Raw genomic sequence first — 24,237 nt, forward strand, 5'->3', positions numbered from 1 at the left:
CGCCGCAGAGCCTGCACGCCGCAGCACCCCTCACGCCACCCATTCGGCCGCTTTTCACCCGCCCGTGTGATCAAAACCGGGTTTGGTCGGTTGGGTAGGTATTTACCAAGGGTTCTTTGGTCTTTTACCGCCCGCTGCCCCGACGGCCCACCCACCGGGTCCCGCCTCCCCGGCCTCCACTCCCAAGGCAGCCACCCACTGCTACGGTCCCGTGACATGACGCTCCCGACCTCCACGGACCAGGCCGCTGACCTGCGTGCGCATCCGGTCGACGATGTTCTCGACCACGTCGCCCGCTCTCTCCAGGTGCGCCTGCTCCCGGAAACAGTGGTCCGCAAGCGCCGGTCCGTCGGCGCACGGACACACCGCAACACCTGGGTCCGCATCGAGCGCCGCCTCCTCGGCAAGATCCCTGACCAGGGGTGGAACGGAGCCGAGTCCGCCGCCCGCCTCGAAGGTGTCGTGCAGCCCGCCTGGCACGGCTGCGTGGTCTGGCGGGACGCGGCAGATCCGGTGATGTGGCGCGCCGACGAAACCAGCCTCCTCCCGGCTGCCCCCGTAGGGCGTGCTGTCCTGAGTGACGCTCCCGAACTGCCGGACGGGTGGTGGAAGGCGTTGAACGCCTCACTGGACGCACTGGCGGCACAGACGACGGCGCGGGTGGCGACACCGGACACCGAAACCATCACCCAGGCACTGGTCACCGAGACCGTCCAGGCACTCGCCCCCGAGGTCGTGGACACGACTGTCCAGCGCTGGGCTCCGGCCCACGCCGACCTGAACTGGGCCAACATGACCGCTCCTGTCTTCAGCCTCTTCGACTGGGAAGACTGGGGAAACGCACCACGAGGCCTGGACGCCGCCTCCTTGTGGGCCAGTTCGCTGGCCGTCCCCACCCTCGCCGAACGCGTACGACAGGAGCGTCGGCACGACTTCGAGAGCCGGGACGGCAAGGTGATGACCTTGTTCGCCTGCTCAAAGATCCTCGGCCCGCATGCACACCCGCAGGATCCGCGGTTGGAACCCGCGCGACGTATGGCGGAGCGAGTCGTCGAGCAACTTCAGGCAGGCTGACCGCACGAATGGTCACGCAGGAGTCTCCGGTACTCGCGGACGGCTCCCTCATCAATCTCGCCTGCCAGGGCATCGACGAGTTCTCCCAGATGAGTGGGCTCGTTGGTCCCCACGGCCACGGAGCCCACCCGAGGAAGGTAATAAGCGGCCCGGAAGGCCGCCTGCACGCGCGTGAGCCGACCTCGGTCCCGCAGGAAGACGCGCGGATCGGCCCTGGACCAGACCGATGCGTCGGCACTCCCACCGAAGGGGCTCATCCCCCACACCGATCCGGCATCCACGCCCCACGCCTCGACGAGAGCGTCAGCGGCATCGAGCGTCTCCACTCCGACCAGCAGGCCGGCGCGGACCATGAGGACCGAGGGCCTGGGCGTGGCCGGGTCGACCAGAGCCAAAAGCGAGGACGGATCCCAGGAAGCGACGCCCCAAGCGGCGCACACCCCACTCGCCGCAGCGTTGTCCAGAGCAGCGCACGCCTGCGACAGCACATCGCGGTGACGCAGAGATCCGTTACGGAGCGAGTGTTCCGGGTTGTGAAGGAACACCAAGTCCGGCTCTCGGCCGAGTTCAGAGGCCGCCTTTTCCACGGCGGCGTACAACCGTGCGGGATCCAAGGAATGCTGTGCGCCATCCCGCCCCGGGAAGTAGCCGACCTTCGTAGAGACGGAGAAGCGCGACAGCAGATCGCTGCCTGCCCCTGCCAAGGCCCTGTGCGAGCCGAAGCCGAGGTAATTGCTGCTCGTATCGACAGCGGTCACGCCGAGATCAAGGGCTCCCGTCAGGAGGCGGCGCTCGTGACGAGACCGGTGTAGCCCGAGGACAATTCGGGGGTAAGCACCGCGCACAGTTCTTCCTCCACCAGGATCTCGGCAAGCTCTGCGGACTCCGCTCCGGCAATGGCGACCGCTCGCTCCAGCAGCACCGGCCTGCCACTCAGCAGTACACGTAGCGCAGGCAGAGCCTTAGCCGTGAAGGTGAGCTTCTTTCCCGCGGCCAGAACGTCAACCGTTCCCCCGTTCTCCAAGATCCGGGGAGGGAAGTGCGTGGTGCACACGACGCCGTCGAGAGGTCCGAGGATGTCCAGGTACGGAACGTGGCGCGGCAGGGTCGTCTCCTGCTCGTACACGCTCAGGAAGTCGGCAGGAGAGCGTTCGCCGGCCAACGTCGTGACGGCTTCGGCCAAAGCCTCGCTGTCCGGGCCGTTTCGACGGTCCAGGTCGTGCCGGAAGATCTCGCGTTCGCGGCACCAGTCGGCCAGCCAGGCGAGCCAGCTCGCCCCGGTGCGTTTGGTGATGCCGAACGTGACGTGAAGACTCTTCCCCGAGCCGCTACCGGTCCGCGTCGCCTGGTGCCAGTGACCTCGCAGGATGTGCATGACGTCGCCGGTCTTCAACAAGCCCGCCCAGACGATCTCGTCGCTCGGGGTGTCGTTGACATCGGCGTCCCGGTACATGGGCGCCACGCGGGACGTGGTGCGCACCTCCCACTGCTTCTCGCCCGCGAGCTGCACGATCACGACATCGTGGTCGTCCCAGTGCAGGGGGAATCCGGCCGCGTCATTCGTCGTCAGGTATGCGTTGACCTGGACCCGTTCATGCGACCACCACTGCAGGGCCCGGCACGCGACTTCCATCGTCGGATCGAAGACGTTGGCTTGGTCGAGGATGAGCGTCGCGCCTTCCCGCAGCAGTCGCCCGAGGCTACGCATGTTCACCATGGGGATGCTCTGCCCACGAGGGCTGACGCTGTCGGTGTAGTAGATGGCCGGGTGCACCTCCTCGCCGCTTTGGAAGCACCGGAGCTGCGGGCGGTTCAGACTCCTGCGCATGGCGATGTCGAGCAGTCGGTTCGGGGTCATGAGACGGGAGACGAGTTCATAGTCGTCCACGCTTCCCCGCGCGAAACCCTTGCCCAGCCCCTCCGCCCCGCTCCAGCCGAGCGCCGTCTCGATCGCGTTGATCAAACGATGTTCCATCGCACGTCCTCCGTAGCTTCGACCACGTGATGCGGACACGGTGGGACCGACCGGCCAGTTGCGTCGGCCCCACCGCCTGGCGCCTACTCGCCGTCGTGCAGGTTGCCGTCGCCGCCCGGCCAGGGCGCGTCGCCGGAGCTTCCGGAGTTGTCGGACCGGAGGTTGTCGTACCGGTCGTGGACTGCTGACAGTTCTACGACCGCCACCAGAAGGTCACTCCGGGCATGGCGCGGTGTCGTGCCCTCTTCCACCTCGTACTCCTCCTTCTTCGGGTCTCCCATCACGAGGAACGGGATTGCCACTCAGTGAAGGGCTCGCGCGTGCAGGCCGGAACGTTTCGAGGGGGTTTCTCCTCGGGCGCCGCCCTCCCCTGGCACGAATGCAACGACGTAGCCTCCCGACTACACCGTGTGAACGGACGGGAGTGATGACGTGCCCAGTGAGCCGTTGGCAGTCCACCCGCTGAGCTTCGTCCTCCATACGCGGGGCTGGGGGAAGGCCGAGTTCGCCCGGCTCATGCAGGAGCACGGGAAGTCGCTCGGCATCCCGCTGGCGACCAACCGGACGACGGTGTGGAAGTGGGAGCAGGGACAGGAACCTGACGCGGACGCCCAGCGGGTTCTCGCGAATCTGCTGCACGTCCCCTATGAACAGGTCCGTGCGGAAGTGTGGCCCCGGTGGCTCCCGGTATGGGAGGTAACCGGTCTGACGGCCCCGTGGACCGAGGCCGGCACCTTCGAGGCCCTCAACGAACTGGTGGGCAGCGGCCGTACGGATCGCCGCGCCTTCCTCACCATCACTGGCGCGGCCTTGACCGGCCTGGCAGCGAGCTGGGCGGACGCACCCGCCGCCTTCGCCTCCGCACTCAATGGCGACCGCGTCACGGACACCATGGTTTCGACGATCGAGCAGCGCGTCAGCACCCTTCGGGCACTCGACGACCAACTCGGCGGCGCCCGGCTCCTGGAACAGGCGCGCGGTGATCTGGCCCTGGTCACCGGCCTCCTCAGCACCGGCCGGTACTCGGACCGAATTCGCGTCCGCCTGTACGCGCTGGCGGCCCGTGTGTCACATCTGACGGGCTGGATGGCGTACGACGCCGGTCTGCGATCCGTCGGCCAGCGCTACTACGTCGGAGCCCTGCGCAGTGCCCGAACCGCCGGAGACGACGCATTCGGCGCCTTCATCCTCGCGGAGATGGGCGTACACGTCTCCGAAGCCGGACGCACGGTCGAGCGGGTCGCCCTGATCTCAACAGCCATCGACAACGCTCCCCACTCCCTGTCGCCGCGCACCCAGTCCTTCCTCCACCTGCACAAGGCGGAGGCGCTGTCACGCGACGGCGACCACCGCAGAGCCGGTACGACACTCAACCAGGCGGCATCCATGTGGGAGCGCCATACGACGGAGGAGAATCCGGACTGGCTCGACTGGTTCAACGAAGCCCAGTTGAAGTCGACCGAGGGCAAGGTCCTCTTACGCTCGGGACATGTGCAGCGTGCGACGGGTTCCTTGGAGTTGTCCGTCGCGAGTGCCGCGCCCAGAGACAGGGCCGTACGCTCCAGCCGCCTGGCCGAGGCGCGTCTCGCCGGTGGCGACCTGGACGGAGCACTCGACGCAGCGCACTACGGCGCGGCGCTTCTGGAGGACAGCGTGGGATCGGTACGGGCGCTGGACCGGCTGAAAGAGTTCTCCGGACGGCTCGAAGCGCACAAGTCCATCCCTTCCGTCCGTGAGTTCCGCGAACGTCTGCGAGCCCTGCCACCGCCATAAGGCGTCAAGCGCCTCGGAAGCCGCCGAGGGGAAGCCCGGCCCTCGGCGGAGCAATCGGCGCGCCTGCCAGGATGAACGGCATGACGACGATCGGCGGTGGGGTGGCGGCCGGTTTCGAACCGGTCCGCGAGGCGTTCGAGGCGAACTTCGCCCGGCACGGGGACATCGGCGCGGCGGTGTGCGTGTACCAGCACGGTCGGCCGGTGGTGGACCTGTGGAGAGGCATCGCTGACCCGGCGACCGGCCGCTCCTGGACACGGAACACGCTCCAACTGGTCTACTCGGCGACCAAGGGAGCGACCGCGACCATGGCGCACATGCTGGCCGAGCGCGGCGCGCTGGACCTGGATGCACCCGTGGAGAAGTACTGGCCGGGGTTCGCCACGAACGGCAAGGCGGACATCCCAGTGCGCTGGCTCCTGTCCCACCGGGCCGGCCTGGTCGCGCTGGACCAACCGGTGCCGCTGCGGGAAGCGTTGGCCTGGCACCCGATGGCGGCGGCTCTGGCAGCCCAACACCCCCAGTGGTCTCCTGGCACGGCACACGGCTACCACGGCCGGACGTGGGGATGGCTGGTCGGCGAAGTGATCCGCCGGGTGTCCGGCCGCTCGCCAGGCACCTTCTTTACCGAAGAGATCGCAGCCCCCCTCGGACTGGACTTCTTCATCGGCCTCCCGCCGAGCGAGCGCGACCGAGTCAGCCGCATGGTCTACCGACGCCCGGACATCGATCTCACCACCGTGCCCGACGAGTCGCTGCCCGACGACCTCCGCGACCAGGTCCGCGCCTGGCGTGATCCGAACTCGCTGAGCAACAGGGCGTACGCGGTCACGGAGCCGCCCGGGATCGACTTCGACTCACCAGAGGTGCAGGCCGCGGAACTCCCATCCTCCAACGGCATCGGCACCGCGCACGCGCTCGCCCGCATGTACGCCGCGCTGATCGGAGAGGTGGACGGCGTACGCCTGCTCGCCCCCGAAACTCTGGCATCGGCGACCAAGGAGCAGGCCGGCGGCCGGGATCAGGTGATGCTGATCCCGAGCCGCTTCAGCACGGGCTACATGCTGCCCACCGAAGCCAACCCGATGCTCGGTCCGCGGTCCTTCGGCCACACCGGCCGAGGCGGCTCACTCGCCTTCGCCGACCCGGAACATGGCATCGCCTTCGGCTACGTGATGAACCACGTGGTGGCGGGCTCGGACGATGTGCGTGCGGCTTCACTGGTCGATGCGGTGCGAGGTCTCGTGGCCCGAGACTGAGGGCTCAGCACCGAGGTCCAGCTCCGCCCATACGGTCTTGGAAGGCACCGGCTCGCACCGAACGCCCCAGCGATCCGCCAGTTCCTCGACGAGGAGCAGTCCGTACCCCGACTCCGCGTGCGCGGCGACAGTCGTCCGGGGGCTGACCGGCAGCCGGGCAAGTCGTGCGCCGCGACGCGTGGCTGACAGCGGCACCGAGAACTGCCGGAGCGGAACGCGGTGGGTGGAGATTCCCTGATTCATGTCACCCAGCGTGTTCGTGCGCGCATACGCTGTGAAGGCAGGTGGCCCGTGCAGTCGGTGGCTGTCCGTGGCGCGTCCGGTTCCGTCCGGGCTGCCCGGGGTGACCGGCCGCGACGGCCGGAGGTTGGCCCGGGGAAGGGCGCGCGGCGAGAGGGCGGCGGCATGACCGAGTGGGAAGCGGGGCTCGACGACGAAGAGGCCGGGGCGGTGATGCGGACCGTCGTACGGCAACTGAAGCTGTGGCGGGAGTCGGCCGGCCTCACCCAGGCGGAGTTCGGGGTGGCCATCGGGTACGGGGAGGAGCTGGTCTCCTCGGTGGAGCGGGGGCGGCGGATTCCTCGGCCGGAGTATCTGGAGGCGGCGGACGAGGCCATGGGTGCGGGTGGCAAGATCGCGGCGCTCAAGCAGGACGTGGCGGAGGTCCGGTACCCCAAGAAAGTACGAGATCTGAAGAGGCTGGAGGGCGAGGCGGTTGAGCTGGGGGCGTACAACAACTCGGTCGTTCACGGGTTGTTGCAGACGCGGGAGTACGCACGGGCGGTATTCAGCGCACGTCGACCGCCCTTCACCGCAGACGAACTCGAACAGCGGCTGTCGGCCAGAGTGGCCCGTCAGGAGATCGTCGGCGAAGGGGCGGCGCGCCCCCTCTTCACCTTCGTCCAGTGCGAGTCGACACTCCGTCGCCCCATGGGAGGCCGAGCGGTCATGCGGGGGCAGTTGGAGCGACTGCTGGAGGCCGCCAAGTACCCCAACATCGACCTTCAGGTTCTTCCTCTGGGGCACGAGGAGAACCCCGGGCTCGCCGGGTCGTTCAGATTGCTCAGGCTGAACGACGGCACGACGGTCGGGCACGTCGAAGTGCAGCACATCAGCCGGGTCATCACGGACCCGAAGGAAGTGCAGCTCCTCGAGATGCGTTATGGGAACATCCGGGCACAGGCTCTCAGCACACGGGAGTCAACGGCCCTCATCAAGAATGTGCTTGGAGAGACATGACCCTCAAGCCCTACTTCAGTGCCGAGCCCACGTTCGCGTGGATAAAAAGCAGCTACAGCACGGACGAGGGCCCCGACTGCGTCGAGGTAGCCACCCCGGACGAGAGCCACGTCCTCGTCCGCGACTCCAAGAACCCCGCAGGCCCCCGCCTCGATCTCACCTCAGGTGCCTGGGCGACCTTCCTGCCGTACGCCTCCGGACACTGACGGCCAACGCCCGAGAAGCGGGGCGCCCCGCAAGGAGCGCCCCCTCTCACCTCAGGTCGAAGACCGCCGCCTCCGCGCCCCCGGCCGCCGCTCGCTCGGCCGCGTCACCGGGTCGCCGGCCTCCACGGCCGCCGCGCGGCGGCGGGCGCCGAAGTCGGCCAGGGCCTCCGCCAGCTTGGTGACGGACGGCTCGGGGGACATGACGTCGACCCGCAGCCCGTGCTCCTCGGCCGTCTTGGCGGTCGCCGGACCGATGCAGGCGATCACCGTCACGTTGTGCGGCTTGCCCGCGATGCCCACCAGGTTGCGGACCGTGGACGACGAGGTGAAGAGCACCGCGTCGAAGCCGCCGCCCTTGATGGCCTCCCGGGTGGTGGCCGGGGGCGGCGAGGCGCGCACCGTGCGGTAGGCGGTGACGTCGTCCACCTCCCAGCCCAGCTCGATCAGACCGGCGACCAGGGTCTCCGTGGCGATGTCCGCCCGCGGGAGGAAGACCCGGTCGATCGGGTCGAAGACCGGGTCGTACGGCGGCCAGTCCTCCAGCAGACCGGCGGCCGACTGCTCGCCGCTCGGCACCAGGTCCGGCTTCACGCCGAAGGCGATGAGCGCCTTCGCGGTCTGCTCGCCGACCGCCGCGACCTTGATGCCCGCGAAGGCACGGGCGTCGAGACCGTACTCCTCGAACTTCTCCCGGACCGCCTTCACCGCGTTGACCGACGTGAACGCGATCCACTCGTAGCGGCCCGTCACCAGGCCCTTGACCGCCCGCTCCATCTGCTGCGGGGTGCGGGGCGGCTCCACCGCGATGGTCGGGACCTCGCTGGGGACGGCCCCGTAGGACCGCAGCTGGTCGGAGAGCGACGCCGCCTGCTCCTTCGTACGCGGCACGAGCACCTTCCAGCCGAACAGCGGCTTGGACTCGAACCACGACAACTGGTCGCGCCGGGCGGACGCGGAACGCTCGCCGACCACGGCTATCACCGGGCGGCCACCGTCCGGCGACGGCAGCACCTTGGCCTGCTTCAGGGTCTGGGCGACCGTGCCGAGCGTGGCGGTCCAGGTGCGCTGGCGGGTGGTCGTACCGGCGATGGTCACCGTCAGCGGGGTGTCCGGCTTGCGGCCCGCCGACACCAGCTCACCGGCGGCCGCGGCGACCGAGTCGAGCGTCGTCGAGACCACGACCGTCCCGTCGGAGGCGCCCACCTCCGTCCAGCACCGGGCCGACGCCGTACGGGCGTCCACGAACCGCACGTCGGCGCCCTGGGCGTCGCGCAGCGGAACACCGGCGTACGCGGGCACGCCGACGGCGTTCGCGATGCCGGGGACGACCTCGAAGGGCACCCCGGCCGCGGCGCACGCCAGCATCTCCTCGGCGGCGTACGCGTCCAGGCCGGGGTCCCCGGTCACCGCACGCACGACCCGCCTGCCGCCCCGCGCGGCCTCCATGACAAGATGTGCGGCATCCCGCACAGCGGGGACACCAGAGGTCGTTGACGTGCCGTCAACTACCTTCAGCTGGGGCGCGCCTGTGCCCGGATCCGACGGATCGGCATCCGTGTGCACTTCCGACACGCCCTGCTTCGCATGCGTGCGTACGACGTCGAGCACCTCGTGCTCGGCGACGAGGACGTCCGCGTGCGTCAGCGCCTCCACGGCGCGCAGAGTCAGCAGTCCCGGATCTCCGGGTCCGGCACCGAGGAAGGTGACGTGCCCTTGTTCCGGACCGGCGGGAAAGGTGGTGGGGCTCAATGTGCTCGCTCCCCCATCAGACCGGCCGCGCCCTGGGCGAGCATCTCGGTGGCGAGTTCGCGACCGAGTGCCATGGCCGCCTCGTGCGTTTCAGGCACGGGACCGGTGGTGGACAGCTGCACCAGCGTCGAGCCGTCGGTCGTGCCGACGACGCCGCGCAGGCGCATTTCCTTGACAGTCTGCCCGTCGGCCAGAAGGTCGGCCAGCGCCCCGACGGGTGCGCTGCAGCCGGCCTCCAGGGCGGCGAGCAGTGACCGCTCGGCCGTTACGGCGGCCCGCGTGAACGGGTCGTCGAGCTCGGCGAGCGCGGCGACGAGGTCCGCGTTGTCCGCGGCGCACTCGATCGCCAGGGCCCCCTGGCCGGGGGCGGGCAGAACCGTGTCGACCGACAGGAAGTCGGTCACCTCGTCGATGCGGCCCACCCGGTTCAGCCCGGCGGCGGCCAGTACGACGGCGTCCAGTTCACCGCTGCGGACGTATCCGATGCGGGTGTCGACGTTGCCCCGGATCGGGACCGTCTCGATCTCCATGCCGTGGGTGCGGGCGTACGCGTTCAGCTGCGCCATGCGGCGCGGCGCGCCCGTCCCTATGCGGGCGCCGCGCGGCAGGTCGGTCAGCTTGCGCGCGTCCCGGGCGACGACCACGTCCCGCGGGTCCTCGCGCTCGGGGATCGCGGCCACCACCAGGCCCTCGTGCTGCGCGGTGGGGAGGTCCTTCAGCGAGTGAACCGCGAAGTCCACCTCCCCCCGCAGCAGCGCCTCGCGCAGCGCGGCCACGAACACGCCCGTGCCGCCGATCTGCGCCAGGTGCTCGCGCGACACGTCGCCGTACGTGGTGATCTCGACCAGCTCAACGGGCCGACCGGTCACCTGGCTCACGGCGTCCGCCACCTGCCCGGACTGGGCCATGGCGAGCTTGCTGCGCCTGGTCCCCAGCCTCAGTGCCTTCTCAGTCATGCCGGCCCTCGGTTCTTCTCAGTGCTGTTCTCGGCGCGGGAGACGGAGGCCACCGTCTCGGGGTCGAGGTCGAACAGGGTGCGCAGCGCGTCCGCGTACCCGGCACCGCCGGGTTCGGCGGCGAGCTGCTTGACCCGCACCGTCGGCGCGTGCAGCAGCTTGTCGACCACACGCTTGACGGTCTGGGTGATCTCGGCGCGGTGCTTGTCGTCGAGCCCCGGCAGCCGCCCCTCCAGGCGGGCGATCTCGCCGGTCACGACGTCGGCGGCCATGCTGCGCAGCGCGACGACGGTCGGCGTGATGTGCGCGGCCCGCTGGGCGGCGCCGAACGCGGCGACCTCGTCGGCGACGATCCGGCGGACCATGTCGACGTCGGCCGCCATGGGTGCGTCCGCGGAGGCGTCGGCGAGCGACTCGATGTCCACCAGCCGCACCCCGGCCAGGCGGTGCACGGCGGCGTCGATGTCGCGCGGCATCGCGAGGTCGAGGAGGAAGAGCACCGGCTGCGGGCGCGGCACCTCGGCGACCGGCTCGGGGCGGCGGCGCTCGGGGATGCGGCCGACGCGCGTCGCCGTCGCGGCGAGCGCGGTGATCAGCTCGGCGTCCGCCTCGGCGCCCGGTCGCCCGGTCTCGCGCGACCGGTCCACCGTCGTACCGCTCGCGGCCCAGGCCCCGTGCTGCTCCAGCGTCGCCGCGTCCATGCCGGCCACGGCGGCCTCGCCCATGACGGAGAAGCCGGACGGGACGGCGGACAGGTCCAGCGGGCAGTTCTCGTCGGCGCCGGCACCCGGCAGTGGCGTTTCGGCGGACTCCCGTACGGCGGTGGGGGCGGCGTCGGCGGCCGGACGCCCGGCGGCCGACTCGGCCACGAGCACGCCCGTACGGCCCTCCACCGTCGCCGCTACGGCGTCCGCCGTGAGGACCAACCCGGTCGCACCGGTGCAGGAGACGGCCACGTCGGCACGTGTCAGCTCGGCCGGCACCGCGTCCATCGGTACCGCGCGGGCCAGCACGTCCGTGTCGTCGCCCTCGGAAAGGATCTGCGCGAGCCGCTCGGCCCGCTCGAAGGTTCGGTTGGCGACCACGATCTCGGCGACCCCGGACCGCGCCAGCGTCGCGGCGGCCAGCGAGGACATCGAACCGGCGCCGATCACCAGGGCCTTCTTGCCCCGCGCCCACTGCTGCACGTCGGCGCCCGCGGCGAGCTGCTCCAGGCCGAAGGTGACCAGGGACTGCCCGGCGCGGTCGATGCCGGTCTCCGAGTGGGCCCGCTTGCCGACCCGCAGCGCCTGCTGGAACAGGTCGTTCAGCAGCCGCCCGGCGGTGTGCAGGTCCTGGGCGCGGGCCAGGGAGTCCTTTATCTGGCCGAGGATCTGGCCCTCGCCGACCACCATCGAGTCGAGCCCGCAGGCCACCGAGAAGAGGTGGTGGACGGCCCGGTCCTCGTAGTGCACATAAAGATAAGGAGTGAGCTCCTCCAGGCCGACCCCGCTGTGCTGGGCGAGCAGCGTGGACAGCTCGGCGACACCGGCGTGGAACTTGTCCACGTCGGCGTAGAGCTCGATGCGGTTGCAGGTGGCCAGCACCGCGGCCTCGGCGGCCGGTTCGGCGGCGACCGTGTCCTGGAGCAGCTTGAGCTGCGCGTCCGCGTTCAGCGACGCCCGCTCCAGCACGCTGACCGGCGCGCTGCGGTGGCTGAGTCCGACGACGAGGAGGCTCATGCCGGCATCACGGCGGGCACGTCCCCGTCGGGTCCCTGGTCGGTGGAGGGCTGCTGCTTGCGCGCGGCGACGGGCGGTACGACGCCGGTGTCGGCGGCGGCCTCCTCGCCGGCCTTGCGCTGCTCGTGGAAGGCGAGGATCTGCAGCTCGATGGAGAGGTCGACCTTGCGCACGTCGACGCCCTCGGGGACGTTCAGCACGGTCGGCGCGAAGTTCAGGATGGAGGTGACACCGGCGGCCACGAGCCGGTCGCAGACCTGCTGGGCGGCGCCGGCGGGGGTCGCGATGACACCGATGGAGACACCGTCGTCCTGGATGATCTTCTCCAGCTCGTCGGTGTGCTGCACCGGGATACCGGCGACGGGCTTTCCGGCCATTCCCGGATCGGCGTCGATCAGCGCGGCGACCCGGAATCCGCGGGAGGCGAAGCCGCCGTAGTTGGCGAGCGCGGCGCCGAGGTTACCGATACCGACGATCACAACCGGCCAGTCCTGGGTGAGCCCCAGTTCGCGCGAGATCTGGTAGACGAGATACTCGACGTCGTAGCCGACGCCCCTCGTCCCGTAGGAGCCGAGGTAGGAGAAGTCCTTGCGCAGCTTCGCGGAGTTGACTCCCGCCGCCGCCGCCAGCTCCTCGGAGGAGACCGTGGGCACCGAGCGCTCGGAGAGCGCGGTCAGCGCGCGGAGGTACAGCGGAAGCCTGGCGACGGTGGCCTCGGGAATCCCTCGGCTGCGGGTCGCCGGTCGGTGTGTTCGGCCAGTTGCCACGGTGCTCCTGCGGGTAGAGCGGGGCTGTAGGCGGTCATACGTCCCTACATGACCGCCCCGTCGAATGCAGGCTATGTCTTTGTGAACGCGTGCACAAAGATGGTGTCCGATTTGCCCGGCCAACGTGACCGGGCTCACGCGCGCCCGGCGCACGAACCGGGAACCGGCGCATACGCGCACGCGTTCCTCTTCCATCGGGGGCAAAGCCGCACACGCTCCTCACGATCAACGCCCCCGAGACCAAGTCACCATCGATCCTAAGCGACCATCCGGACTACTTGTACTGGTCGGTCAGTGCCTTGCGCAGGCGTTCCTCGTTCACACGCCAGAAGGTGTGCTGCCTGCCGTCGACCAGGACGACCGGGATCTGTTCCCAGTACTCGTCGTGGAGTTGGCGGTCCTCGGTGATGTCCTTCCCCTCCCAGGGGACACCGAGGTCGGCACAGACCTTCTCGACGACGAGCTGTGCGTCATCACACAGATGACAGCCGGGTTTGCGGATGAGGGTGACGAGATGGTTCTCGGAGTGCTCGGGGGGCTGAGCGGGCTGCGCGGCCCCGTGCGTCTGCGGGTCCTGCGGGGCCTGCGGGCCGGCCGCGGGCTTTCGGCGGAAGAGGGGGCTCATGCCGGCCATTCTCCCGCGCCCGGCCGCCCTCGTAACGGTGCGGTCGTCCAGAGTTCACAGCCTCCGAACCTCTCGACTCCGAAGCCCCCGAACAAACTGGCTATGCTCACGGACATGGCCGCTCTTCGATGGCTCACCCCCCGTAGGCGCTCCGCCACGGCGCGGAGCGTGTTGGCAGGCGAGGCCTCGGCGGAGGCAGCACGCAAATCCGCGCAGTCCGCGGAGGCGACCGCCCCCGACACGGGCGCGGAGCCGCCCGAGTTCCCGGTCCACGGCGACGAGCGGGCAGCCGCCTTCTTCGACCTCGACAACACCGTGATGCAGGGCGCCGCGATCTTCCACTTCGGCCGGGGCCTGTACAAGCGGAAGTTCTTCGAGACCCGCGACCTCGCCCGGTTCGCCTGGCAGCAGGCGTGGTTCCGGCTCGCCGGGTTCGAGGACCCCGAGCACATGCAGGACGCCCGCGACTCCGCGCTGTCCATCGTCAAGGGCCACCGCGTCTCCGAGCTGAGGTCGATCGGCGAGGAGATCTACGACGAGTACATGGCCGAACGGATCTGGCCGGGCACCCGCGCCCTCGCCCAGGCCCACCTGGACGCCGGGCAGAAGGTCTGGCTGGTCACCGCGGCCCCGGTGGAGATCGCCCAGGTGATCGCCCGCCGCCTGGGTCTGACCGGTGCGCTGGGCACGGTGGCCGAGTCGATCGGCGGCGTCTACACGGGCAAGCTCGTCGGCGAACCCCTGCACGGCCCCGCGAAGGCGGAGGCGGTACGGGCGCTGGCGACGGCGGAGTGCCTGGACCTGTCCCGCTGCGCCGCCTACAGCGACTCCCACAACGACATCCCGATGCTGTCGCTGGTCGGCCACCCGTACGCGATCAACCCGGACTCCAAGCTGCGCAAGCACGCCCGGGAACTGGAGTGGCGGCTGCGGGACTACCGCACCGGCCGCAAGGCGGCCAAGGTCGGCATCCCGGCGGCCGCGGGCGTCGGCGCCGTGGCCGGCGGCACCGCGGCGGCCATCGCGCTGCACCGCCGCCGCCGCTGAGCCAAGTCAGGTGACGTACCCGCGGAACGCCCTCCTCAGTCCCGCTTCCTCACATCGGCCACAACACGCTCTGTAGTCACACCGAATTCGAACCGTTTCGGTCATTCACTGATCACTCTGTCGCATCCGATCGAGCGTCAATCGGGCACGGAAGCGACGTAATCGATGATTTGAGCAACTGGGCGTAGCAGTGCCTGCACGAAGCGTTATTCTCCTCAGACGCATTCCGGCACCCCACCTTCGCTACGACGGGTGAATGGTTCCGTACTGCACGTGATGGAAGCTCTGCCTCTGGGAGTCCCGTGTACCCACACGTCGGGGTTGACGCCTCGGGCCTGGCTACGCTGCGCGCAACGGTCAAATCAGCCCAAGACCTGTTGCGCGGCTTCGTCCCCACCGCGTACGCCGTCCCCGCCCTCGCCACGGCCACCGTCCCGGCCGGCCCTTGCTACGCACTGGCCGACTCGGGCGCCGCCGTCGGCAGACGCGCGCGGTCGTCCTCGTCCGGGGCCGCCGCCACCCACCGGCGCCCCGCCGCCGACAGCGACAGCGCCCGCATGATGGACCTGGTCGAACGGGCCCAGGCCGGCGAGGCCGACGCCTTCGGCCGGCTCTACGACCAGTACAGCGACACCGTGTACCGCTACATCTACTACCGGGTGGGCGGCAAGGCGACCGCCGAGGACCTCACCAGCGAGACCTTCCTGCGGGCCCTGCGGCGCATCGGCACCTTCACCTGGCAGGGCCGCGACTTCGGCGCCTGGCTGGTGACCATCGCCCGCAACCTCGTCGCCGACCACTTCAAGTCCAGCCGCTTCCGGCTGGAGGTCACCACCGGCGAGATGCTCGACGCCAACGAGGTCGAGCGGTCCCCCGAGGACTCCGTCCTCGAGTCCCTCTCCAACGCCGCCCTGCTGGACGCCGTACGACGACTCAACCCGCAGCAGCAGGAGTGCGTGACCCTGCGCTTCCTCCAGGGCCTCTCGGTCGCCGAGACCGCCCGGGTCATGGGCAAGAACGAGGGTGCCATCAAGACGCTCCAGTACCGGGCCGTACGCACCCTCGCCCGGCTCCTCCCGGACGACGCGCGCTGAGAGCACTGTCGACAATCACCTTCCGCGTTCCCCAAGTCACCCCCGGTGAAAGTCCGTTGAGACAGCGGTCCGATCATCCACCGTCCGTAACCCAAGTGCCGCGCCACTCGTTGTGCGGGATGCAGGCTCCCTGTGGTCACACCCTGGCCGACTCCGATCACACGATCGGGTGGTTCCGATCAGGGTGTGCAACCCTCAGGACCCCCTGGGGAGTCGACCGTCATGACGAGAGGAGGTGCCGCCAGTGATCGCGAACGTATCGGCACACCGGCGGGCGAACGCCTTCGCCCAGGCTCTGGAGGAGCAGTCCGATCCCGGGGCGGCGGCCGAGCAGTCCGGAGGTCCGGCAGCCGCCGGGTCCACCGGGGAACAGACCGAGCAGGGTCGTCTGTTGACCCTCGCCACCGGCCTGGAGACACTGCCCCGGCCCGAGCTTGATCCCGAGGTCAAGGTCGTCCAGCGGGCCCAGCTGGTGGCCGCGTTCGAGGCCATGCTCCAGGAGGGCACCGCGGGCGGGGCGACGGACCCTTCGGTTCCCGAACAGCGCCGGGCGCGCGGCACCCACCGGGCGGCCCCGCTGAAGAGGTTCCGGCCGCGCTCGCGGCTGGCCAAGGGCCTCACCGCGGGCGGGCTGAGCGTGAGCGTGGCCGCCGGAGCCTTCGGCGGAGTCGCCGCAGCCAGTTCGGACGCCCTGCCCGGCGACTCGCTCTACGGCCTCAAGCGCGGCATAGAGGACTTCCGCCTCGGCCTCGCCGACGGGGACGACGAGCGCGGCCGGGCCTACCTGGACCTGGCGTCCACCCGGCTGAACGAGGCACGCAGGCTGATGGAGCGCGGCCGCAGCGGCTCCCTCGACCACGAGTCCCTCGGTGAAATCCGCCGCGCCCTGTCCGGCATGCGGCACGACGCCTCCGAGGGCCACCGGCTGCTCAGCGCGGTCTACGCCCGCGACCCCGACTCCCTGGCCCCCATGCAGGCCCTCTCCACCTTCTCCCGCTCCCACCGGGAGGCCTGGGGAGCCCTGCGCGACCGGCTGCCCGTGCAGCTCGGGGACGTCAGTGAGCAGGTGTCGTCGGTGTTCGACGCCATAGAGGACGACGTGGCGCCGCTGCAGTCCATGCTGCCGCAGCCGCCGGACCGGGAAACCGGCGGCGCGGACGACGGCCGCCCGGGCAGCTCCGGATCGGCGACCAGCGACGCCCCCGGCTCCGGCGGGCACTCGTCGGCGCCCAGCACCGGCGACGACGGCACCTCCGAGCGCGGGCGCACGGACAGCGGCCGGCCCAGCGAGTCCACCGGCTCCGGCCAGGAGAACGACGGCCTGCTCGGCGGCGGCACGGGCGGCCTGCTCGACCCGCCCAAGGACAGCGGCCCCGCCTCCCCGTCCACGGGCGACAACACCCCGCCCGCGGAACCGGACGTCACCCTCCCGCCCCTCCTCCCGGACCTCCTGCCCGGCCTGGGCATCGAGGCGGACGACGCGGAGTGAGCATGATGGGGGTGCCCCTGCGCGAGGGGCACCCCCATCGTCGTCTCAATCGTCGTCTCAGAAGAACACGGACCTCCGCTGCACCAGCAGCTTGTAGAGCGTGTGCTGGATCTGCTCCCGCACCTGATCCGTGAGGTTGAACATCAGCATCGGGTCCTCCGCCGCCTCCGCCGGATAGCCGTCCGTCGGGATCGGCTCACCGAACTGGATCGTCCACTTCGTCGGCAACGGCACCGCACCCAGCGGCCCCAGCCACGGGAAGGTCGGCGTCAGCGGGAAGTACGGGAAGCCCAGCAGCCGCGCCAGCGTCTTCGCGTTGCCGATCATCGGGTAGATCTCCTCCGCGCCGACGATCGAGCACGGAATGATCGGCGCCCCCTGGCGCAGCGCCGTCGACACGAAACCGCCCCGCCCGAAACGCTGGAGCTTGTAGCGCTCGCTGAACGGCTTGCCGATGCCCTTGAAGCCCTCCGGCATCACCCCGACCAGCTCACCCTGGGCGAGCAGCCGCTCGGCGTCCTCCGCGCAGGCCAGCGTGTGCCCCAGCTTGCGGGCCAGCTCGTTGACCACCGGCAGCACGAACACCAGGTCCGCCGCCAGCAGCCGCAGATGCCGGTCAGCCGGATGGTGGTCGTGCACGGCGACCTGCATCATCAGGCCGTCCAGCGGCAGCGTCCCCGAGTGGTTCGCCACGATCAGCGCCCCGCCCTCGGCCGGGATGTTCTCCACGCCCTTCACCTCGACCCGGAAGTACTTGTCGTACACCGGGCGGAGCATGGACATCAGCACCTGGTCGGTGAGCTCGGCGTCGTAACCGAAGTCGTCGACCTCGTAGTCACCGGTGAGGCGGCGGCGCAGGAAGGCCAGGCCGCCCGCGACACGCCGCTCCAGCCCTCCGTCCGCGCCCGCTTCCACGTCCTCCGACGACCGCGGCTCGGGCGTCACGGCGTCGTCGCCGTCCTCGGCGGCCCCCCGCATCGGCAGCGGCTGCACCTCCCGGACCGGCACGGCCTCCGCCGAGCCCTTGCGCCGGCCCCCCGCGCCGCGGCGCCGGGCCGGGCGCTGGGCCGCGTTCCCCCCGCTGCCACTGCTGCCGCCGCTCCCCCGCGACCGGTCGTCGTCGAACGGAATGACCTTGGCGTCCGCCATCGTTGATGCGCTCCTCAGTTGGCGCTCTGCGTCGGGAGGTGGCCGCTGCCCCGCAGGGACAGCTCCGCGATCCGGTCGACGGCCCCCGCGAGGGCCTCGGGCGGCAGCAGACCCGCGCCACGGCCGCGCGCGAACTCCGCGAACGCCCCGGCCGTCGAGTACTTCGGCCGGAAACCCAGGGTCTCGCGCATCTGCGTGGTGTCCACCACCCGCCCGTGGGTGAGCAGCCGGATCTGCTCGGGGGAGAAGTCCGTCATCCCCAGCGTACGCACGAGCGAGCCCGCCCAGGTGACCGCGGGCAGCAGCAACGGCACCGTGGGGCGGCCCAGCCGGCGCGAGCACTGCGAGAGCGTCAGGACACCGTCGCCCGCGATGTTGAAGGTGCCGCTGTTCAGCGTGGACCGCCGCGGCTCGTGCGAGGAGATCCGCAGCACCTCGATCACGTCGTCCTCGTGCACGAACTGCAGCCGCGGGTCGTAGCCGAACACCGTCGGCAGCACCGGCAGCCCGAAGTACGAGGCGAGCGGCGTGTCCGCGGCCGGCCCGAGGATGTTGGCGAACCGCAGCACGGCCACCGCGACGTCCGGGCGGCGCCGGGCGAAGCCCCGCACATACCCCTCGACCTCGACGGCGTCCTTGGCGAAGCCGCCGCTGGGCAGCGACTTGGGCGCGGTGGTCTCCGTGCAGACGGCCGGGTCGCGCGGCGCGGACCCGTAGACGTTCGTACTGGACTTCACCACGAGCCGCTGCACGGCCGGCGACTTCTGGCAGGCACCGAGCAGCTGCATCGTGCCGATGACGTTGGTCTCCTTGACCGACGTACGGCTGCCGCTGCCCAGCGGGGTGCCCGTGACGTCCAGGTGGACCACCGTGTCGGCACCCGTCTCGGCCAGGATGCGCCCGATCGCCGACTGGCGGATGTCGGCCTGGACGAATTCGGCTCCGCCCAGATGGTGCTCCGGCGCGACGGCGTCGACGCCGACGACCCGGTCCACGTCGGGATCACGCTGGATGCGCCGGACGAACCGGCCGCCCAGCTGACGGGCCACTCCGGTCACGAGCACGACCTTGCCCAAGATCAGCGCCTTCCTTCCGCCCTGCTGCGTACCCTGCCGCGTTCCCCGCCTGCGGGCCAACTTAGCCGGTCGGTGTTGCGCTGTGACGACCGACGGACGCGGCAAGTGACGAGATTTCGCGCCCGGCCCGGGCCCGGTACGACTGTGGCCCCCCACCGGATGCGGTGGGGGGCCACAGACCACGCTGACGGCGCAGCGTCGCTTACTTCTTGTTGCGACGCTGAACGCGCGTGCGCTTCAGCAGCTTGCGGTGCTTCTTCTTGGCCATCCGCTTGCGCCGCTTCTTGATAACAGAGCCCACGACTACCCTCGCTCACTTCTCATCACTCGGTTGGTGAGCGCCATGGGCCCACACGACCTACGAGGGGCCAGCCTACCCGCCCGAGCGCTGAGCTCGTAATCGAGGTCGTCAGGCCGTTTCCACCCCCACGTAACTCTCCCGGAGGTACTCGTGAACCGCTTGCTCCGGGACGCGGAACGACCGTCCCACCCGGATCGCGGGCAGATGACCGCTGTGCACCAACCGGTACACGGTCATCTTGGACACGCGCATCACCGAGGCGACCTCCGCCACGGTAAGGAACTGAACCTCGTTCAGAGGCCTTTCGCCAGCTGCAGCCATGACACACCTGAACCTTCCGCACTCGACGGCCACCGGCTTCCCCTTCCGGTGACTCTTCGTCGCTGCGTGCTCACTCCCCAATGTAGGGGCGGGTGATGCGAATGGGGAAGAGGTGCACCCATCGCTTCCCTACCGTGACAGACACGCCCGATTGAGTACGTAGCGGGTAAGCGGCCGGTAGTACTCAGACCGCACGGCGTCATCAAGTGGAACGACGACGGACACGGACCCCTCGGCCTGACCGACGAAGAGCGCGGGATCGTCCGTATCGGCCGGCCCGATCGCCTCGAACCCCAGCTGACCTGCACCGCAGACCCAACCATGGTCCCCGATCACCAACTCGGGAAGCGGCCCGCCGGCCTCGGCCGCGGCAGCCAGCGCGGTACGAACCGGGAGCGGCGAATGCGTGTGCGCGCCGGGCTCACCACCGGCGCGCCCGGCGCCGGGTTCCCGCACCAACGCGACTCCCCGGACGTAGTCGAGGTTGTACGTGCGTAGACCGAACCGGGTCGTTATGTCGACACGGCGACCCTGCGCCGGGGTGAGGACGGCACATCCCGCCGCCGACAACGCCTCGGCCAAGGCGGCGTAGAAACCGAGCAGCCGATGCGGGTGCCCGGTGCCGAGGAGCACCGGCCCGCGACGCTGAGCGACGGCCGCGAGCCGTCCGGCGAACGCGTCCAGGGCCGCCAGCGTCCGGTCCGGATCGATCACGTCCTGGCCCGCGGTCTGCCGCGGATCGGCCGAAACCCCGCACCTCTCCGCCATCAGCCCGAGCAGCTCCCGGTGCCCCCAGTCCCGCTCCGGATCGATCCCGATCAGCACCCGCGGATCCCGCGCCGCGAACAACCGGTAGCTCCGCAGACTCACCTCCCGGGAAGTCGCCACCACCCCGGCAAGCCGGACGTCGAGAAGATGAGCCCGAAGAGCTCGACGGGTCAGCACGGGACTGATGCTGCCGGTTCCACCCGCCTCCCGACTGAGGAACGCAACAACCTACCCACGGTCGGCGTAACGTTCCCGCTCTCCCCAGCTGCCCCAGCTGCCATAGCTGCGGGCAGTCGTGCCTCCCCCAGTGCCTGAACGGCCTGGGAGGTGCCCCCAGGGCGGCACGGGTGGGCGCAGCGGCACCTCGGCAGCGCCGAGCCACGCGTCCCACCCCCGCCCAGCCCGGACGCCGGGCAACCGATAAGCGAGCCCGCTACGCCAACAACCCCCGCAACGGAAACACCGCCCGCCGAGCCGCCACCACCGCCTGATCCAACCGATCCGCGGGGTCGTACCCCGCCTCCCACGGCGCCCACCCCACCGGCCACCGCCCATCAGTCATCCGCATCGGCCCAAGCTGCCGCGTCCGCGCGAACACCTCCTGCCGCCACCCCTCCGGAATCACCGTCTCCGGCTCCACCGGCCGCCCCGCCGCGATCCCCACCAGATGCGTCCACGACCGCGGCACCACGTCCACCACGGCGTAACCACCGCCCCCCAGCGCCACCCACCGCCCCCCGGCGTACTCGTGCGCCAGCTCGTGACACACCACCTGCACCGCCCGCTGCGCGTCCAGCGACACCGCCAGGTGCGCCAGCGGATCCTCGAAGTGCGTGTCCGCACCGTGCTGCGTCACCAGCACCTGCGGCCGGAAGTCCGCCAGCACCTCCGGCACCACCGCGTGGAACGCCCGCAACCACCCCGCGTCACCGGTCCCGGCCGGCAGTGCGACGTTCACCGCTGCTCCCTCGGCGCACTCCGCCCCCGTCTCCTCCGGCCAGCCGGTCTGCGGAAACAGCGTCGCCGGATGCTCGTGCAGCGAGACCGTCAGAACCCTCGGGTCCTCCCAGAACGCCGCCTGCACCCCGTCCCCGTGGTGCACGTCCACATCCACGTACGCGACCCGCTCGGCCCCCAGCTCCAGCAGCCGCGCGATCGCCAGCGCCGCGTCGTTGTACACGCAGAACCCGGACGCAGCGCCCGGCATCGCGTGGTGCAGCCCGCCCGCGAAGTTCACCGCGTGCAGCGCGTCCCCGCGCCACACCGCCTCCGCCGCCCCCACCGACTGCCCGGCGATCAGCGCGGACGCCTCGTGCATCCCCGCGAAGGCCGGGTCGTCGACCGTCCCGAGCCCGTACGACGCGTCCGCCGCGCCCGGCTCCAGCGACGCCGCCTTCACCGCGTCGATGTAGTCCTGCCGGTGCACGAGCCGCAGCGTCGACTCCCCGGCCGCCCGCGCCGCGACGACCTCCACCTCCCGGTCGAGCCCGAGGGCGCCGACCAGACTCCGTGTCAGGGCGAGCCGGACCGGATCCATCGGATGCTCCGGCCCGAAGTCATAGCCCGTTACTGCCTCGTCCCACATCAGCTGTGCGCGGCCGCTCATGCCCGCCACCGTATCGGTCCGGTTGAGCCTCGAACGACCTGGCGTACACGACCGTCACCAGCACCAACACCATCGGTACGAGCATCGCCCCGCGATAGCTCCAGGCGTCTCCGAGCGCACCCACCAACGGCGAACCGATCAGGAAACCGACGTAGTTGAACACGTTGAGCCGCGCCACCGCCGCGTCGGACGCCCCCGGACCGCCGTCCCTCTCCTCGGCCAGCCGCCCCGCCGCCGCGAACGTCTGCGGCACCAGCACGCACAACCCCAGCCCCAGCAGCGTGAACCCGAGCATCCCCACCCAGGCCCCGGGCGCCCCCGCCACCACGGCGAACCCACCCGCCGCGACCACGGCCCCACCCCGCACCACCGCCACGGCCCCGAACCGCCGCACCCCGAAGTCCCCCACGGCCCGCCCCACCAGCGTGGTCACCATGTACACGTTGTACGGCACGGTGGCGAGCTGCTCCGAACTCCCCAGCACGTCCTGGAGGTACTTGGCGCTCCAGTTGGAGACGGTCGAGTCCCCGATGTACGCGAACGTCATCACCAGGCACAACGGCAACAGCACCTTGAACCCGACGCCCGCACCCTCCGCCGCCTTGCGCGACCCACCCGCCCCGACCTCGCCGGCACCGCCACCGTCCCCGTCGAGGTACCACCGGCTCCCCACCAGCGCGAGCGGCAACAGCACCACCACGACCGGCAGATACGACACCCACAACGCCAGGTCCCAGTGCGCCCCCGCCCAGGCCAGCGACGCTCCCAGGATCCCGCCCAGACTGTACGCCGCGTGGAAACCCAGCATGATGCTGCGCCCGTACGCCCGCTGAAGACTCACCCCGAGCATGTTCATCGAGGCGTCCAGCGCCCCCACGGCGAGCCCGAAGAAGCCGAGCGCCACGGCCAGCGCCGCCACCCCGTCCCCCGCCCCGACGCCGAGCAGCGCCAGCAGCACCACCGGCTGGGACCACCGCAGCAGCCGGCTCGGCCGCACCCGCCGCACCAGGCGCCCGGTCACGACACTTCCGACTCCCGCCAGAATGGGCACGGCGGCCAGGAAGACGGGCAGCAGCGCGTCGGAGACCCCGTACCGGTCCTGGACGGCCGGGATCCGCGTCACCAGCAGAGCGAAGGCGACGCCCTGGGCGAAGAACCCGAACGCCAACGAGACCCTGCCGCGCCGCAGCACATCCGTCATGGCGGCGAGCGTAGAGCTCCCGCTTACCCGTGGGTAGATCCAGCCAGAGATGAATTCTGCTCAACTTTTCCGGTCAGGTCGTCAGCAACCCCGCCAACTCCCCCATGTCCTGGAAGAGCCGGGTGGCCCCGGCCAGCTTCCCGGTCGGCGTCATCGCTGTGAACCCGTACACGTCCATCCCGGCCGCGACAGCCGCCCGCACACCCAGCGGACTGTCCTCCACCACGACGCACCGCTCCGGCGCGAAGCCCATCCGCTGCGCGGCGTACAGGAACAGATCCGGGGCGGGTTTCCCCCGCCCCACGTCCTGGGAGCTGAAGATGTGCTCGTCGCCGAACCACCGGTCCAGCCCGGTCTTCCGATGCCCCACCCGAATCCGCTCGTGGCTCCCGGAGGACGCCACGCAGTACGGCACCCCGTCCACCGTCAGCTTCTCCAGCAGGCCGACAACCCCGGGCACGGCCTCCAGGTTCTCCTCGAACGCGGCGAAGACTCGCCGGTGAAACACGTCGTCGAAGTCCTCGGGCAGCCTTCGCCCCGTCCGCTCCAGGACGAGGTCATGCACCCGGTGCATCGCGGCACCCATGTAGTCCCGCAGGGAGTCCTCGTACGACGTCGGATGCCCCAGTTCGCTCAGATAGCCGGCCAGGAGCCGGTTCGAGATCGGCTCGCTGTCGACGAGGACGCCGTCGTTGTCGAAGATAACCAGGTCGTAGCGCATACGGAGACACTAAACGACCCTGAAACGCAGAAAGCCCCGCACCGTTCCCGGTGCGGGGCTTTCTCGCAATAATTGTTCGGCGGCGTCCTACTCTCCCACAGGGTCCCCCCTGCAGTACCA

Annotated in this window: 25 protein-coding genes; 8 read left to right on the forward strand and 17 right to left on the reverse strand. The window is 70.4% G+C overall.

Features of this window, described 5'->3' with window-relative positions:
• Positions 1-216 precede the first annotated feature (216 nt).
• Positions 217-1,074 carry a hypothetical protein gene (locus KUM03_RS04735; RefSeq protein WP_217245702.1) on the forward strand — a complete coding sequence of 286 codons (858 nt, stop codon included), beginning with the start codon at positions 217-219 and terminating at the stop codon, positions 1,072-1,074.
• Here the strand turns inward: KUM03_RS04735 and KUM03_RS04740 are convergent.
• From KUM03_RS04740 to KUM03_RS04750, 3 genes are all read right to left on the reverse strand, one after another.
• Positions 1,062-1,919, reverse strand: a complete 858-nt coding sequence (locus tag KUM03_RS04740; RefSeq protein ID WP_217245703.1) for an aldo/keto reductase — start codon at positions 1,917-1,919, stop codon at positions 1,062-1,064. The two genes, KUM03_RS04735 and KUM03_RS04740, sit on opposite strands and share 13 nt — an antisense overlap.
• Positions 1,853-3,049: a cupin domain-containing protein gene (locus tag KUM03_RS04745; RefSeq protein WP_217245704.1), complete on the reverse strand. Its 1,197-nt coding sequence runs from the start codon at positions 3,047-3,049 to the stop codon at positions 1,853-1,855. Before KUM03_RS04745 ends, KUM03_RS04740 begins: the two co-directional genes overlap by 67 nt.
• Positions 3,050-3,132: 83 nt before the next feature.
• Entirely contained in the window at positions 3,133-3,351 is a 219-nt protein-coding gene (locus tag KUM03_RS04750; RefSeq protein WP_217245750.1) for a hypothetical protein, read from the reverse strand.
• Between the two features lie 130 nt (positions 3,352-3,481).
• Here KUM03_RS04750 and KUM03_RS04755 point away from each other — a divergent pair, with 130 nt between their 5' ends.
• Complete coding sequence (locus tag KUM03_RS04755; protein ID WP_217245705.1) at positions 3,482-4,822, forward strand: transcriptional regulator; 1,341 nt, start codon at positions 3,482-3,484, stop codon at positions 4,820-4,822.
• An 80-nt stretch (positions 4,823-4,902) separates the two neighbouring features.
• Positions 4,903-6,081 carry a serine hydrolase domain-containing protein gene (locus KUM03_RS04760; protein ID WP_217245706.1) on the forward strand — a complete coding sequence of 393 codons (1,179 nt, stop codon included), beginning with the start codon at positions 4,903-4,905 and terminating at the stop codon, positions 6,079-6,081.
• On the opposite strand, the gene KUM03_RS04765 is transcribed toward KUM03_RS04760, so the two are convergent.
• The gene (locus tag KUM03_RS04765) at positions 6,040-6,324 is read right to left on the reverse strand and encodes a hypothetical protein (protein ID WP_217245707.1); all 285 of its coding nucleotides are present in this window, start codon (positions 6,322-6,324) and stop codon (positions 6,040-6,042) included. The genes KUM03_RS04760 and KUM03_RS04765 overlap by 42 nt on opposite strands.
• A 162-nt stretch (positions 6,325-6,486) precedes the next feature.
• Here KUM03_RS04765 and KUM03_RS04770 point away from each other — a divergent pair, with 162 nt between their 5' ends.
• Positions 6,487-7,320 carry a helix-turn-helix transcriptional regulator gene (locus KUM03_RS04770; RefSeq protein ID WP_217245708.1) on the forward strand — a complete coding sequence of 278 codons (834 nt, stop codon included), beginning with the start codon at positions 6,487-6,489 and terminating at the stop codon, positions 7,318-7,320.
• Positions 7,317-7,526 (forward strand): DUF397 domain-containing protein, encoded by a 210-nt coding sequence (locus KUM03_RS04775; protein ID WP_217245709.1) that lies wholly within the window; start codon positions 7,317-7,319, stop codon positions 7,524-7,526. The genes KUM03_RS04770 and KUM03_RS04775 overlap by 4 nt, the downstream gene beginning before the upstream one ends.
• Before the next feature lie 51 nt (positions 7,527-7,577).
• Here KUM03_RS04775 and KUM03_RS04780 read toward each other — a convergent pair whose 3' ends face one another.
• The 5 genes from KUM03_RS04780 to KUM03_RS04800 form a co-directional block, all read right to left on the reverse strand.
• Positions 7,578-9,275, reverse strand: coding sequence for a bifunctional uroporphyrinogen-III C-methyltransferase/uroporphyrinogen-III synthase (locus KUM03_RS04780; protein WP_217245710.1), 1,698 nt, complete (start codon positions 9,273-9,275; stop codon positions 7,578-7,580).
• Positions 9,272-10,231, reverse strand: a complete 960-nt coding sequence (gene hemC, locus KUM03_RS04785; protein WP_217245711.1) for a hydroxymethylbilane synthase — start codon at positions 10,229-10,231, stop codon at positions 9,272-9,274. The genes KUM03_RS04780 and hemC overlap by 4 nt, the downstream gene beginning before the upstream one ends.
• Positions 10,228-11,952: a glutamyl-tRNA reductase gene (locus tag KUM03_RS04790; protein ID WP_217245712.1), complete on the reverse strand. Its 1,725-nt coding sequence runs from the start codon at positions 11,950-11,952 to the stop codon at positions 10,228-10,230. Before KUM03_RS04790 ends, hemC begins: the two co-directional genes overlap by 4 nt.
• A complete protein-coding gene (locus KUM03_RS04795) occupies positions 11,949-12,719 on the reverse strand; it encodes a redox-sensing transcriptional repressor Rex (RefSeq protein WP_217245713.1) in 771 nt (256 codons plus the stop codon). The genes KUM03_RS04790 and KUM03_RS04795 overlap by 4 nt, the downstream gene beginning before the upstream one ends.
• Positions 12,720-12,993: 274 nt before the next feature.
• Positions 12,994-13,353 (reverse strand): glutaredoxin family protein, encoded by a 360-nt coding sequence (locus KUM03_RS04800; RefSeq protein ID WP_217245714.1) that lies wholly within the window; start codon positions 13,351-13,353, stop codon positions 12,994-12,996.
• A 105-nt stretch (positions 13,354-13,458) separates the two neighbouring features.
• Here KUM03_RS04800 and KUM03_RS04805 point away from each other — a divergent pair, with 105 nt between their 5' ends.
• The 3 genes from KUM03_RS04805 (at position 13,459) to KUM03_RS04815 (ending at position 16,974) form a co-directional block, all read left to right on the forward strand.
• Complete coding sequence (locus KUM03_RS04805) at positions 13,459-14,391, forward strand: HAD family phosphatase (RefSeq protein WP_217245715.1); 933 nt, start codon at positions 13,459-13,461, stop codon at positions 14,389-14,391.
• Positions 14,392-14,693: 302 nt separating this feature from the next.
• Positions 14,694-15,485: an ECF subfamily RNA polymerase sigma factor, BldN family gene (locus KUM03_RS04810; RefSeq protein WP_217245716.1), complete on the forward strand. Its 792-nt coding sequence runs from the start codon at positions 14,694-14,696 to the stop codon at positions 15,483-15,485.
• Between the two features lie 244 nt (positions 15,486-15,729).
• Complete coding sequence (locus KUM03_RS04815; RefSeq protein WP_217245717.1) at positions 15,730-16,974, forward strand: DUF5667 domain-containing protein; 1,245 nt, start codon at positions 15,730-15,732, stop codon at positions 16,972-16,974.
• Positions 16,975-17,031: 57 nt separating this feature from the next.
• Here the strand turns inward: KUM03_RS04815 and KUM03_RS04820 are convergent, their stop codons facing one another.
• From KUM03_RS04820 to KUM03_RS04855, 8 genes are all read right to left on the reverse strand, one after another.
• Entirely contained in the window at positions 17,032-18,123 is a 1,092-nt protein-coding gene (locus KUM03_RS04820; RefSeq protein ID WP_217245718.1) for a lysophospholipid acyltransferase family protein, read from the reverse strand.
• A gap of 14 nt (positions 18,124-18,137) precedes the next feature.
• Positions 18,138-19,199 carry an NAD-dependent epimerase/dehydratase family protein gene (locus KUM03_RS04825; RefSeq protein ID WP_217245719.1) on the reverse strand — a complete coding sequence of 354 codons (1,062 nt, stop codon included), beginning with the start codon at positions 19,197-19,199 and terminating at the stop codon, positions 18,138-18,140.
• 202 nt (positions 19,200-19,401) lie between these two features.
• Complete coding sequence (locus tag KUM03_RS04830; protein ID WP_003948845.1) at positions 19,402-19,500, reverse strand: 30S ribosomal protein bS22; 99 nt, start codon at positions 19,498-19,500, stop codon at positions 19,402-19,404.
• 108 nt (positions 19,501-19,608) lie between these two features.
• Positions 19,609-19,821 carry a helix-turn-helix domain-containing protein gene (locus tag KUM03_RS04835; protein WP_004984898.1) on the reverse strand — a complete coding sequence of 71 codons (213 nt, stop codon included), beginning with the start codon at positions 19,819-19,821 and terminating at the stop codon, positions 19,609-19,611.
• 129 nt (positions 19,822-19,950) lie between these two features.
• The gene (locus KUM03_RS04840) at positions 19,951-20,766 is read right to left on the reverse strand and encodes a phosphatase (RefSeq protein WP_217245720.1); all 816 of its coding nucleotides are present in this window, start codon (positions 20,764-20,766) and stop codon (positions 19,951-19,953) included.
• Positions 20,767-21,022: 256 nt separating this feature from the next.
• On the reverse strand, positions 21,023-22,195 hold the full coding sequence (locus KUM03_RS04845) for an acetoin utilization protein AcuC (RefSeq protein ID WP_217245721.1): 1,173 nt from the start codon (positions 22,193-22,195) through the stop codon (positions 21,023-21,025).
• Entirely contained in the window at positions 22,146-23,396 is a 1,251-nt protein-coding gene (locus KUM03_RS04850; protein WP_217245722.1) for an MFS transporter, read from the reverse strand. The genes KUM03_RS04845 and KUM03_RS04850 overlap by 50 nt, the downstream gene beginning before the upstream one ends.
• A 73-nt stretch (positions 23,397-23,469) precedes the next feature.
• The gene (locus KUM03_RS04855) at positions 23,470-24,117 is read right to left on the reverse strand and encodes an HAD family phosphatase (RefSeq protein WP_217245723.1); all 648 of its coding nucleotides are present in this window, start codon (positions 24,115-24,117) and stop codon (positions 23,470-23,472) included.
• Positions 24,118-24,237: the final 120 nt, after the last annotated feature.

Source organism: Streptomyces sp. AC602_WCS936, assembly GCF_019049125.1.
Taxonomy (GTDB): Bacteria; Actinomycetota; Actinomycetes; order Streptomycetales; family Streptomycetaceae; genus Streptomyces.